Origin of the sequence: Paraburkholderia acidiphila (genome assembly GCF_009789655.1) — a bacterium.
GTDB classification, from domain to species: domain Bacteria; phylum Pseudomonadota; class Gammaproteobacteria; order Burkholderiales; family Burkholderiaceae; genus Paraburkholderia; species Paraburkholderia acidiphila.
In genome coordinates this window covers 955,137-967,161 of sequence record NZ_CP046911.1, presented here as the reverse complement: position 1 = coordinate 967,161, position 12,025 = coordinate 955,137, and the positions used below count along the sequence as shown (strand labels likewise).

The 12,025-nt window shown below is 65.4% G+C and carries 10 protein-coding genes; 6 read left to right on the top strand and 4 right to left on the bottom strand.

All coding sequences use genetic code 11. The features are described from left to right. Position 1: 1 nt before the first annotated feature. From FAZ97_RS28655 to FAZ97_RS28635, 5 genes are read left to right on the top strand one after another with little or no spacing between them, the layout of a single operon-like run. Positions 2–4,036 (top strand): cellulose biosynthesis protein BcsC, encoded by a 4,035-nt coding sequence (locus tag FAZ97_RS28655; RefSeq protein ID WP_158762103.1) that lies wholly within the window; start codon positions 2–4, stop codon positions 4,034–4,036. Positions 4,037–4,080: 44 nt separating this feature from the next. Next, complete coding sequence (locus tag FAZ97_RS28650; RefSeq protein ID WP_158762102.1) at positions 4,081–4,734, top strand: SGNH/GDSL hydrolase family protein; 654 nt, start codon at positions 4,081–4,083, stop codon at positions 4,732–4,734. Between the two features lie 39 nt (positions 4,735–4,773). Then, on the top strand, positions 4,774–5,490 hold the full coding sequence (locus FAZ97_RS28645) for a cell division protein FtsQ (protein WP_233271861.1): 717 nt from the start codon (positions 4,774–4,776) through the stop codon (positions 5,488–5,490). Between the two features lie 5 nt (positions 5,491–5,495). Further along, on the top strand, positions 5,496–6,905 hold the full coding sequence (locus FAZ97_RS28640) for an MBOAT family O-acyltransferase (protein ID WP_158762101.1): 1,410 nt from the start codon (positions 5,496–5,498) through the stop codon (positions 6,903–6,905). A gap of 4 nt (positions 6,906–6,909) precedes the next feature. Continuing rightward, the gene (locus tag FAZ97_RS28635) at positions 6,910–8,076 is read left to right on the top strand and encodes an alginate O-acetyltransferase AlgX-related protein (RefSeq protein ID WP_158762100.1); all 1,167 of its coding nucleotides are present in this window, start codon (positions 6,910–6,912) and stop codon (positions 8,074–8,076) included. 127 nt (positions 8,077–8,203) lie between these two features. Here the strand turns inward: FAZ97_RS28635 and FAZ97_RS28630 are convergent, their stop codons facing one another. After that, a complete protein-coding gene (locus tag FAZ97_RS28630) occupies positions 8,204–8,581 on the bottom strand; it encodes a hypothetical protein (RefSeq protein WP_158762099.1) in 378 nt (125 codons plus the stop codon). A gap of 137 nt (positions 8,582–8,718) precedes the next feature. Then, positions 8,719–9,180 carry a hypothetical protein gene (locus FAZ97_RS28625; RefSeq protein WP_158762098.1) on the bottom strand — a complete coding sequence of 154 codons (462 nt, stop codon included), beginning with the start codon at positions 9,178–9,180 and terminating at the stop codon, positions 8,719–8,721. A gap of 239 nt (positions 9,181–9,419) precedes the next feature. Between FAZ97_RS28625 and FAZ97_RS28620 the strand changes: the two genes are divergently transcribed. Continuing rightward, positions 9,420–10,196, top strand: a complete 777-nt coding sequence (locus FAZ97_RS28620; RefSeq protein ID WP_158762461.1) for an enoyl-CoA hydratase-related protein — start codon at positions 9,420–9,422, stop codon at positions 10,194–10,196. A gap of 30 nt (positions 10,197–10,226) precedes the next feature. Here FAZ97_RS28620 and FAZ97_RS28615 read toward each other — a convergent pair whose 3' ends face one another. Beyond that, positions 10,227–10,661 (bottom strand): MarR family winged helix-turn-helix transcriptional regulator, encoded by a 435-nt coding sequence (locus FAZ97_RS28615; RefSeq protein WP_158762460.1) that lies wholly within the window; start codon positions 10,659–10,661, stop codon positions 10,227–10,229. Between the two features lie 95 nt (positions 10,662–10,756). Continuing rightward, complete coding sequence (locus FAZ97_RS28610; protein ID WP_158762097.1) at positions 10,757–12,019, bottom strand: DUF3734 domain-containing protein; 1,263 nt, start codon at positions 12,017–12,019, stop codon at positions 10,757–10,759. Positions 12,020–12,025 lie beyond the last annotated feature (6 nt).

The following is a 12,025-nucleotide window of genomic DNA, read 5'->3' as shown; positions in this document are numbered from 1 at the left end:
CATGTTAGTCAGCCGCAGCCAGGTCTGTGTTCTGGGCTTGTTGCTCACCTCGGTCAGCCACCCCGCGTGGGCGCAGGACGCCAGTTCCAGAATGCTGCTGGAGCAGGGCCGCTATTGGCAGGCGCATGACAAGCCCGATCTGGCCGCACAGTCCTGGTCGAAACTGCTGCTGACCGACCCGAAGCAGCCCGAAGGCCTCTACGGCATGGGGTCGATCGCCATCGGCAAAAAGCAGTTTTCGGTCGCCAACGACTATCTGGCGCGACTGCGTGCCGCCGCGCCTGACAGCCGCTATGTGCCGCTGCTCGAGCAGGACTTGCGTCTTGCCGTGGAGCCCGGCAAGTCCACGTTCGCCAAAGCCCGCCAGATGGCGCAGGACGCCGTCAACCAGAACGACCCGAAAGCGCTGGCCGCGGCGATGGCGCAATACGACAAGGCGCTGGGCGGCAAGCCGCCGCAAGGCAGCGTGGCGCGCGAGTACTACACCTTCCTCGGCTATACGGAGGGGGGCGTGGACCCGGCCATACAGGGCTTGACGCGCCTGAACACCGAGACGCCCAACGATCCGTATACCCAGTTGGCGCTGGCGCAGCATCAAGTGCGCGACGAACGCGAACGCGCGGCCGGCGTCGCCTTGCTCGAAAAACTGGCCGTGCGTCCGGACATCGGCGGCGCGGCCACGGAAGCCTGGCGCTCCGTGCTGACCTGGGTCACACCCACGCCGAAGAACCGGTCGTGGTTCGAGGACTATCTGAAGCTGCATCCCGACGACGACGAGATCCGGCATCAGTTGCTCTCGCCGCGCGCGCCGGGTGCCGCCGCTGCCGCGCCGGTCATGGACCCCCGCCTGACGCGCGGCTTCGCGGCGTTCAAGGCGGGCGACATCACGACCGCCGAACAGTGCTTCACCGATGTGCTGCGCGACAAACCCAACGACACCGACGCGCTCGGCGGCCTGGGTCTGGTGCGCATGCAACAAGGCGATCTGGCGCAGGCGCAGACGCTGCTCGCGCGCGCCGTCGCGCGTCCGGGCGCCGGGGCCAACTGGAACAAGGCGCTCGCTTCGGCGCGCTACTGGCTGCTCGTCAATCAGGCCGAAGGCGCGCAAAGCGTGGGCGACTACGCCGCCGCGCGCAGCAAGCTCGATCAGGCGCTGCGCATGGACCCGGCCGAACCGGGCGGGCGCAACGCATCGGCCCGCCTGTATGCGGCGCAGGGCGATCTGCCCCACGCCGAAAAAGTCTATCGGGAGGTGCTGGCGGCACACCCGAACAACCGCGAGGCGGTGAGCGGGCTCGTCGATATCCTCGCTGCAACGGGGCGCGCCGACGAGGCGCAGAAGTGGGTCGACGGCATGTCGCCGGAACAGCAGGCCGGCGTCGGCGGTCTCGATCGTCTGCGCGCGGCGGTCGCCTCGGGGCGCGCCGACGCCGCCGAGCAGCGCGGCGATCTGGACGCGGCGCAGCGCATTCTCGAAGACGCGCAGCGCGCCGATCCCGACAATCCGTGGATCCGTCTGGAACTGGCGCGCTTCGAACTGAGGCAGGGCCATGCCGACGAGGCGCGCGAACTCGTCGACGGCCTGCTGGCCTCGAACCCCGACAATCCGGACGCCCTCTACGCGAGCGCGCTGCTGGCGATGCAAATGGGCGACTGGACGCGCGCGCAGGACACGATGGCGCGCATCCCCACTGCCGCGCGCACGCCGAACATGGTCGCGACCGCACAGCAGATCGATTTCCAGGCAGTGGCGGCGCAAGCCTCGCAACTGGCGCGCGACGGCAATCTGGACGACGCGCGCAACATGCTGACGCGGCTCGAAGCGTCGGCGGGCAAGGACCCGGCACGGGTGAGCGCGCTCGCCCAGGCCTGGGTGGACGCCGGGAATCTGCCGCGCGCCATGGCCCTGATGCATGGGCTGATGCTCGATTCGACGAAAGGCGGCCTCAAGAGCAGCGGTCCCGATGTGCAACTGGCCTATGCGGGCCTGCTGCTCAAGACCGGCCAGAACGTCCAGGCCCAGGACGTGATGCGCGGACTGCAGGGCGCGACGCTGACCGCGGACCAGCGCCGCCAACTGGACGATCTGAATTACCTCTACGCCGTGCGGCTCGCCGAACAGCAGCGTCAGCAGGGCGATCTTGCGCAGGCTTACGATACGCTCGCGCCGGTTCTCGCGAAGCGGCCCAACGACAGCCTCGCCAACGCCGCGCTCGCGCGCATGTATGCCGCCGACGGGCAGTACGGCAAAGCGCTATCGCTCTATCGGAAGGCGGCGGCGAACGACCCCGACAATCCGGGGCTGCAACTGGGCGTGGCAATGACGGCCGTACAGGCCGGCAAGGGCAGCGTCGCGAACGCAGCCTTGAAACGGGCCATAGCGAAGGCGCCCAACGATCCGGACGTGCTGGCGGGCGCCGCGCGCGTCTACGTCATGCAAGGCAACACGCGTGACGCGCAGGCGCTGCTGGTTAGGGCCATCGCCGCCAAGGAGAAGCGGCTTGGCGTGCAGGCGCAAGGCGTTCATGTGGCGGGCAATCCCTTCGTGCACGACGACGATCGCCGCCGTCGCGCGGTTCGCAACGCTCGCCAGAGCACTGCCACGGCGTTCGCCGCGCAGGGAGGCGCAGGCGCCGCGTCCGATGGCGCGCTCGCGAACGACGCGGGAACGGCGCCCGTTCTCGTGGCTGCAACGGCGTCCACGGCGGCTGGCGAGCGCTCGGCCGCGCGTGCGTCCGCGCTGCCTACGGTGGCCGGCACGCCGATCGGTGCGCAGGCGCCGCAGGACGCCGTGGCCGCGAGCGCGCCTCAGGAAGGCACCATTTCGCTCGACGACATGCGCAACGAACTCGACGACATCCGCTCGGAGCGCTCGCCGGAAATTCGCGGCGGCCTGTTCGTCTCGTCGAACAACAGCGTCGGCGGAACGTCGCAACTGACGAATGTGCAGCAGCCGCTCGAAGCCTTGCTGCCGGTCGGCAACGGCAAGCTGTCGTTGCGCGTGACGCCAGTCGAACTCGACGGCGGCACGCTCGGCACCGATGTCTACAGCAGCAGCCAGTTCGGCGGTGGCCCAGCGGCGGCAGAGGACCAGAAAAGCGGCACGGTCGCCGCGCCCGGCGCGCAGAGCGCGCATGGCGTCGGTTTGGGCGTGGGCTTCGAGACACGCAAGTGGGCGTTCGACATCGGCACGACGCCGTTGGGTTTCCAGTACACCAACGTGGTCGGCGGCGTGTCGTTCAAGAGCGCCATCGGCTCGCAGCAGAGCGGCTGGTTCAACGCGGGCGTGTCGCGCCGGGCCGTGACCGACAGCATCACGTCGTTCGCCGGTTCGACCGATGCGCGCTCGGGCCTGAGCTGGGGTGGCGTCACCGCCAACGGGCTGCACGGCGCGATCGGCCTCGACAATCAGGAATACGGCTTCTACGGCTACGGTTCCCTGAAGTACCTCGACGGCCACAACGTCCAGTCCAACGCGGGCGCGGAAGTCGGTGCGGGCACGTACTGGTACCTGCTTCGCAGTGCCAACAACATGCTGACCGTAGGCATGAACCTGAGCGGCGAGTTCTACCGCCACAACGAAAACAATTTCACTTACGGCAACGGCGGCTATTTCAGTCCGCAGCGCTTCTTTGCGTTCACCGTGCCGGTCACGTGGGCGCAGCGCTCGGATCGTTGGACCTACAAGCTGCAAGGGTCCGCAGGGCTGCAGTACTACCACCAGGACGGCGTACCGTATTTCCCGACCGACAGCGGGTTGCAGGCGCAGGCCGAATCGTCGGCTTCGCGCATTGAGTTAGGCGATGGCGCGGTTCATCCCGCGCAGTCCAAAACCGGCATCGGCTACAACCTGCTGGCCGCGGCGGAATACCGCTTCAGCAATCACCTCACGGGCGGCGCGTCCGTGGGGGCCAACAACGCGTCCAGCTATCGCCAGTGGGTAGCCGGGCTGTATCTGCGCTTTAGCTTCGCACCGCAGACGAAGTCGCTGGACATGCCAGTTATGCCTTACCAGTCGCATTACAACGATCAGTAGCCCGATCGATAGCACATCGATCGTTTTTCAGGAGTCACAGATTCATGCTTGCTTCCGTACTTGCAGGTCTCAGCATTCTCATGATTGGCGATAGCCATTTGAGCGAGCCGGGTTATCTCATCGACACCTTGCAGGACCAGTTGATCGCCGCTGGCGCGCGGGTCCATACCTATGGGGTGTGCGGCAGTGCGCCGGGCGACTGGGTGAAGTCGGTGCCCGGCACCTGCGGCGGCGCCACGCGCAACGGCAAGTCGCCGCTCGTCGTCGATCACAACGCGAAGACCCAGCCGATCGATCAGCTGGTCGCCGCGAACAAGGCCAACCTCGTCATCATCGTCGAAGGCGACACCATCGGCGGATACGGCAAGGACGATTTTCCCAAGAGCTGGGCGTGGCAGCAGGTCACGGCGCTCACGCAAGACCTGGCCGCCAATAAGACGGCGTGCGTCTGGGTCGGGCCGGCCTGGGGCTCCGAGGGCGGCAAGTACCAGAAAACCTTTGCGCGCGTGAAGCAGCTTTCGTCGTTCCTCGCCACCAATGTCGCGCCGTGCCAGTACATCGATTCGCTCACGTTTTCGAAGCCGGGCGAATGGGCGACGGTCGACGGTCAGCATTTGACGACGACCGGCTACAAGTACTGGGGCGCGGACATCATGAAGGCGCTGGTTCAATTGCCGGTCGTGCAGCAGCACAAGTAACGCGCCGCCGCCTGGCCACATCGAAAGTTTGGAAGAACAATGAAAAAAGTCCTTTCCCAGCCGTTGCGTTTCGTGCTTCGCGGCCTCGCGCTGACTGGCCTCGCGCTGGCCGCGCAGTCTGTTATCGAACCGGCCATGGCCGCCGATATCCCGCTGTACCCAACCGGGCCCGCGGATGATGCATCGTTCGTGCGTTTCGTCGATGGCGGATCGCATCCCGTGGACGTGAGTTCGGCAGGTTCGAACGCGCGCCTGACGCTCGATGCCGCGCGCCCGGCCAGCCACTTTTTTCCGATCGCCGCGGGCAAGCCTGTGGCCGGCACGCTGACGGCCGGCGGTGCCCGCGAGGACGTGAGCGCGACCGTGCAGCCGGGCGAGTTCGTCAGCATCGTGGCGCTCGACGCAGCGCAGAAAGGCGCTCGCTCGCAGGTCGTCACGGTGCGCGAAAAACCGGACGATTTCAATGCGCTCAAAGCCTCGGTGGGCTTCTACAACCTCGATGCGCGCTGTGCGGCGCCCACGCTGAGAGTGCCTGGCCGCGACATCGTGCTGCTCGACGGTGTGGCCGCGGGGCAGGGCAAGCGCCGCCAGGTCAATCCGGTCGCGCTGTCCGTTCAACTGTCGTGCGCGGGCCAGCCGGTGGGCCAGCCGCTGAGTCTGGGCACGCTCGTGGCGGGACAGCGCTATACGGTGTTTCTCGTGCCGGCGGGTGTGCAGTCGCGCATCTTCTTCGCGAACGACGCGGTGAGCCGCTAAAACGCATGGTCTTCGCGTCCCTCGAATTCCTGACGCTGTTTCTGCCGGCCTTCCTCGCGATTTATGTCGTGTCGCCCGCACGCTGGCGCAACGGTGTGCTGCTCTTTTGCAGCTGGTTCTTCTACGCCTGGTGGAGCCCGGTCTTTCTGCTGCTGTTCATTGCGCTGACGTTCTGCGGCTGGCTTGGCGGCGTGGTGATCGACAGGGCGCCGAGCGCGAGGGCACGCGGTGGATGGCTGGCGGTCTTCATCGCCGTGAACGTCGCGATCCTGTGCTGGTACAAGTACGCCAACATCGTGGTCGATAGCCTCGACAACGTGCTCGCTGCAGGCCATGCGGGGCCGATTCCCTGGCAACACGTCGTGTTGCCCATCGGGCTGTCCTTCATCGTGCTGCAATCCGTCTCGTACCTGATCGACGTGCAGCGCGGCACGGTGCCGGCCGACCGCAGCGTGATCCGCTACGGGGCCTATCAGGGAATGTTCGTACACCTGATTGCCGGGCCGATCATCCGCTATGCCTGGGTCAAGCACGAGCTGGTGTCGCGCACGGTCGACTGGGACGCATTCGCGGCCGGTGCGCGCCGGCTCATGGTGGGCATGAGCATGAAGGTGCTGGTGGCCGACACGCTTTCGCCCATCGTCGACGCGATCTTCGCCATGCATGCGCCCACGCTGGCGGACGCGTGGCTAGGCTGCGGCTTCTACACGCTGCAGCTGTTCTTCGATTTCGCGGGTTACAGCGCCATGGCCATCGGCCTCGGGCAGATGTTGGGCTTTCGCTTTCCCGAGAACTTCAACCATCCGTACCTCGCGAGCAGCATTCAGGACTTCTGGCGCCGCTGGCACCTATCGCTCTCGAGCTGGATTCGCGACTACTTGTATATCCCGCTAGGCGGCAACCGCGACGGCGAATGGCAAACCTGCCGCAACCTGTTGCTGACCATGGCCATCGCGGGTCTATGGCACGGCGGCGATAGCTGGAACTTCCTGCTGTGGGGTATCGCGCACGGTATGGCGCTGACGGTGGCACGCCTGTGGCGCCGCGCCGGCCTGCCGGCTGTGCCGCTCGCGTTGTCGCACGTGCTGACGCTCATCTTCGTCATGCTGGCCTGGACGCTGTTTCGCGCGGTGGGCTTTCACGCGGCGCTCGCCATGTACCGAGGCCAGTTCGGCTTGAACGGCCTTGGCCTGAGCGACGCGACGCTCGTGCTGCTGCGGCCTGTGCATGTGCTGGCCGCCGCGCTTGGCGTCGTCTGTGTGCTGCTGCCGATCTGGCAAGCGCGCTGGGACAGTCTGGGCAACACGGCGCTGGGAAGGCTGTCGCAAGCCGTGTGGCCGCTCGCGGGCTTTCTGCTGTCGTTCGGCTTGATCGTCGCGCGCGGCGCGGTGCCGTTCCTTTATTTCCAGTTCTGACGCCATGGACGATCCCAAGCCGCTACCGCAATTGCCCGCTACGCGCGCCGGCAAGGTCGTTGCTGTCATCCTGATGGGCTTTCTGTTCGCGGGCCTCGGTTTCAATATACGGTTCGCCTCGACGACGGCTTCGCTGTTGCCTCACGCGCTCACGCGCGCCGGCATGCTGGACGGCACCGTGTCGAAAGAGCTTGCCAGCCGCATGGCCGACACGGCCATCGCCACCGACGCCGCCCGCATGCAGCGCGCGCTGGGCTGGCTGACGGTGGGCGATCTGGGCCCGCGCGTGCGGCAGGGCTGTCCTGGCTGGCTGTTCCTGCGCGACGAACTGAACGTGTACGCCGACGGCGAGCGCCATCTCGCGACGCGCGCCGCCACGGTCGCAGCCGTACAGCGCGAACTGGCGAGTCGCGGTATCGCGCTGGTCGTCGCCGTGGTGCCCGACAAGTCGCGCATCGAGCCGCAACACCTGTGCGGGCTCTATCGGCCTGCATCGCTGAATGCGCGCTTGTCTGACTGGACATCGCGTCTGGCGAGCGTTGGCGTGCCGGTGGTGGACCTGGCTGCAGCGCTGCGCAGCGTGCCGGGCGACGCGTTCTTCCGGACCGACACACACTGGACCCAGGACGGCGCGGGCGCCGCCGCGCAGGCGGTCGCGCAGCGCATTCGGGCGATGGGCGAGCCGCCGGATTCGAGCGGTTCGAGCCAGCCCGGCTACCGCATTGCCGACAAGCCGGCCGCCCGTCGGCCTGGCGACCTTGTGCGACTGGCGGGCCTCGATGCGTTGCCGGTGTCCTGGCAACCGGGAGCGGAGATCGTGACAGGCCGCAGTTACCTTCATGTGGCCCGGACGGCTGCGTCGGCCGACGATCTGTTCGGCGATGGGGATCTGCCGACGATCGCGGTGATCGGCACCTCGTATTCGACAACGTCCGATTTCGTGCCTCAACTGGCATTGGCGCTGGGCAAGGGCGTGGGGAATTTCGCGCGCGAGGGCGGCAAGTTTGGCGGCGCGGCGCGCGCTTATTTCGCGAGCGCGGCGTATGCGCAGACGCCGCCAAAGCTTGTCGTCTGGGAGCTGGACGAACGGGATTTGCAGGCGCCGCTCGAAGCGGATGATGAGGTTGGGGTGCCGAAATCCGGTGTGGTTGGTACGGTCGCTTCGCGGTGAGGCTTTCGGTCGATGCCTGGCTGCCGTGATAGCGATCGGTTTGCCGTGCCGCGCTAATCGACGGCCGTGGGCCAGCCATCGATTAGCGTGTTGAATATAACGCCGCGATTCGGCTCGGTATGGACGACTAAGCTTTCAACAACTCGGCGGCAAAAGTATTGGCATGCGCCACGGCCTTTTGCGCATCAGGAAATACGCCGAGTTGCTCCCAGCGCTCCTCGACCGCGTAGGTCCCTCTTTTCGCGAGCGCTCGCTGCACGCGCAATTGGGCCGCGTACCTGCCGTCCTCCAATGGCTGAGCCCTCGCAATGATCTTGTGCGGAGGGCCGGATCGCTCTGGCTGAACCAGCTCGACGGGACCGCCGGGTGCGCCGATATCTTTCAACTCGTTCCTCGCCTGGCAGTCCGGGCAGTAGAAACACCAGCCCGCATCCTCGTGACTGGATCTGACCTGCCCGCGAGCCAGCACGGCACGACATTCGACGTTTTCGCAGATGAACGGCATCGCAGTCTCCGGAGTTGTTTGGAGAAAAGCCTAGCACGTCCGCCGTTGTCCAACCATTGGCAATGTTGCCGTGCCTGACGCTCGGGAAAACCCTCAACCGTGCGCCGGCAAAGCGGCTCAATGGCAGTCCGTCCCCTTCACGCGGCGCTAGCGACGCTCCACGCCGCCCCATGGGCGTACCCGGAGAAGCTGACCTCTGCCCCGAACGGCAGCGCGCAGTCCTGGGTGTAGAAGAAGAACCACGTTCCCTCGCAATCAAAATACGCCCGGAAACAGGGCGCATCGTCACGCACTCCCGGCGCGTCGGAACAGCGGAACCAATAGGTGATCCCATTCAGTACACCGTGTGCAAGGCGGTGCGAAGGGACTTCGTCGCAGGCCGGGGATTCGAAGGCAAGCGCGTGGCTTGCTCTCCCACCCGGCAGGATTACGCTCACTTCGCCGGCCACGCGATCTTCGTAGTTCAGGGCCATGTTATTTCGAGCCGGATCGACGGCGTCGCCGCCCGTGCCAGGGCACCTGATCAGGGAGCGAACGTGCGCGAGGTGGAAAGACGGTGTCGCTTTCGATCCTGAGCGAAAGGGTTGGATGGTGTCCACGTGGCGGCTCCTGTGCGATGGGTTTCTCGGGGCATCTCAAAGAATAGGATTACATCGCCTCGAAGCCTGCGACCGGGCAGCGCGGTTTGAGGCTCCACTCTAGATTTCCGGCAGGCTGGCCTCGTGTCATTCGCATACGGTTGATACGTCTACTAACATTTCAAGCGTGGCGCACTGGTTTACTTTGCATGCGAACTATCTATATAATTCGCATGCAAAGTAAATTCATGGAGAGCATGATGACTGCGGAAATTCACGTCGACCAGGCCAACGGCATACTGACCATTACGCTTGCACGACCGGACAAGAAGAATGCGTTGACGAACGCGATGTACGGCACGCTGGCGGACATTATCGAGCGTGCCGAGCACGACAGCACGATTCGCGTATTGCTGCTACAAGGGGACGGAGACATGTTTACCGCGGGCAACGATGTGGGCGAGTTCGCCGCTATCGCATCGGGAAAGGGGCCGGGTGAACGACACGTCCATCGCTTTTTGCACGCGTTGGCGAAGTCGAGCGTGCCCATCATCGCGGCTGTCCAGGGCAAGGCAGTCGGTATCGGCACCACGATTCTGCTGCACTGCGACTATGTCCTGCTCGCATCAGACGCCGAACTCATCACCCCCTTCGTCAATCTCGCCCTCGTCCCCGAGGCGGCATCGAGTTGGCTGCTGCCGCTGCGCATCGGCCATGTCAGGGCCTTCGAAATGTTTGCGCTGGGCGAGCCGCTCGACGCGCCATCCGCCGTTGCGTTGGGCATCGCGAACAAGGTCTGTGCAAATGGCCAGCTACGGGATGACGCGCGCAGGATGGCAGAAAGAATTGCCGCGAAGCCGGCCGGCTCGCTGAGCGCCATGAAAAAGCTCATGCGCGATGCCGAAGCGCTGGTTGTGCAGATGGATAGCGAGAGCGCCAAGTTCCAGGAGCGGCTGACGAGCGCCGAGGCACGGGAGGCATTCGCGGCCTTTGCCGAAAAACGCAAGCCGGACTTCTCAAAAGTGTCGCATCACTAAGCAATGCAATGCGGCGGGCTGCGGCCCAGGCTACGCGTCGCCGTCTTCGGCAAGCGCAAACCTGGTCTGCAGGCTGGTTAGCCACCGCGCCACAACGTCGATTTCCGCTTCGGTAAATCCTTCGGTCAGCTTCGCGTTCAAGTCCTTCATGCGAAGCTTCGACCGCTGGCGTGCCGCGCGCCCGGCCTCGGTCAGCCACAGGCGCGATGCCCGGCCATCGTTCTCGTCGGCACGCCGTTCGATCAGGCCGGCTTTTTCCGTGCGCTCGGCGAGCCCGCTCATTCCCGGTGCGCCCAGATCCAGCGCAGCAGCGGCCTCGCTCATCAGCGCGCCGTTGCTCTCGCCCAGAAAGAACAGCAGCCCCGCTTGCGCGGCTGTCACGCCGCCACTGGCCGCGCGTGCTTGCGACCACCGTTGCAGGCGACGCTGTCCGACATTCAATAGATAGACGAGGCGGTGCTTCATTTCGCGGCAGACAAAGTTGAGCAATTTAGTTCGCGCGCGAATGATATCACGCGCGACGGTCGACCGCTCTCGCTGTGACTTTGCGCGCCTGCCGCTTACGCGACCTTGCGAGTCAGATCCACCTGTCCCGAGGCCCCGGCGCTCAGTTCGGCGCGATCCGACTCGGGCACCTCGCCCGCGCGCCGATGGATGTCGTGCGTGACGAAGCCTTGCTCGCGGCTCGGGATCGCGAACCAGTCCGGATGCGAAAACGACGCGCGAATGTCTTCGACGCCGCTCGACCAGTGCTCTTTCATGGTGTCGGCACTGAATTCGTAGTCCTTGTAATGCCCTTCGTAGGGCTTGTTCTTGTAGATCAGATGGACCACGTTGATCGACGAACCGTCGGCCACATTCTCGGCGAGCCGGAAGAGGGGATCGTTGCGGCGCGCCTCGGCGGGGACGTGCTCGAGGAGTTCCTTGATAAAGCGCGCATGCTTTTGCCGATCGGCAAGCATGTTGGTGATGGCGCGCGTGCGGCTGGAGTATTGAATGTCCTTGGCCCGCTCGGCCACGTCCATGAAATCGGCGGGCACGTTGCCGCTTGCGCTCCAGAGATCGACCTGGAATACGAGCGTGTCTTTATGGTCCGCGTCACGCAACACCTCCGTGAGCGGCGTGTTCGACACGAGGCCACCGTCCCAGTAATACTCGCCGTCGATTTCCACGGCTGGAAAGCCCGGCGGCAGCGCGCCGGATGCCATGAAGTGCTCGGGTTCGAGCCGCATTTTCGCGTTGTCGAAATACACGAGATTGCCGCTGCGCACATTCACGGCGCCCACCGACACACGGATCGGGCCGTCGTTGATACGGTCGAAATCGGCGAAACGCTGCAGCGTCGACTTCAATGCGGCGGTGTCGTAGTAGCTCACCGTATTCGGCGTCGCCTTGTGCCAGCCTGCAATGGGCAGTGGGCGGCGCGGCGAGAAAAAGCCAGGCTGCCCTTCCGTGAGCGCACGGCCCGCGGCCCACATGCTGGCCCAGCGGCGCGCCAGTTCCTGATGGCTGAATATCGGCATGGCGAGGGTGCCGAGGTTGCCGAGCCAGTCGAGGGGATGGCAAATCGACTCCCAGAAGCCGCGCAACGCTTCCACGCGCCGCGCAGGCTCATTGCCCGCAATGATCGCCGTATTGAGCGCACCGATCGACACGCCCGCGATGCGATGCGGCTCGACGCCAGCCTGCGCGAGCCCTTCGAACACGCCGGCCTGATACGACCCGAGCGCGCCGCCGCCCTGCAAAACAAGGGCGATTTCGTCGTAGCGCGGCAGCTCAAACGGCTTGCGCTCCGTGCGTGCGGTTAGTTTGCTGCTGAGCATACGTTC

What these genes read in the sequence shown, in the direction of transcription:
- FAZ97_RS28655 (WP_158762103.1), top strand. Translation starts at nt 2, where the DNA reads ATGTTAGTCAGCCGCAGCCAGGTCTGTGTTCTGGGCTTGTTGCTCACC.
- FAZ97_RS28650 (WP_158762102.1), top strand. Translation starts at nt 4,081, where the DNA reads ATGCTTGCTTCCGTACTTGCAGGTCTCAGCATTCTCATGATTGGCGAT.
- FAZ97_RS28645 (WP_233271861.1), top strand. Translation starts at nt 4,774, where the DNA reads ATGAAAAAAGTCCTTTCCCAGCCGTTGCGTTTCGTGCTTCGCGGCCTC.
- FAZ97_RS28640 (WP_158762101.1), top strand. Translation starts at nt 5,496, where the DNA reads ATGGTCTTCGCGTCCCTCGAATTCCTGACGCTGTTTCTGCCGGCCTTC.
- FAZ97_RS28635 (WP_158762100.1), top strand. Translation starts at nt 6,910, where the DNA reads ATGGACGATCCCAAGCCGCTACCGCAATTGCCCGCTACGCGCGCCGGC.
- FAZ97_RS28630 (WP_158762099.1), bottom strand. Translation starts at nt 8,581, where the DNA reads ATGCCGTTCATCTGCGAAAACGTCGAATGTCGTGCCGTGCTGGCTCGC.
- FAZ97_RS28620 (WP_158762461.1), top strand. Translation starts at nt 9,420, where the DNA reads ATGACTGCGGAAATTCACGTCGACCAGGCCAACGGCATACTGACCATT.
- FAZ97_RS28615 (WP_158762460.1), bottom strand. Translation starts at nt 10,661, where the DNA reads ATGAAGCACCGCCTCGTCTATCTATTGAATGTCGGACAGCGTCGCCTG.
- FAZ97_RS28610 (WP_158762097.1), bottom strand. Translation starts at nt 12,019, where the DNA reads ATGCTCAGCAGCAAACTAACCGCACGCACGGAGCGCAAGCCGTTTGAG.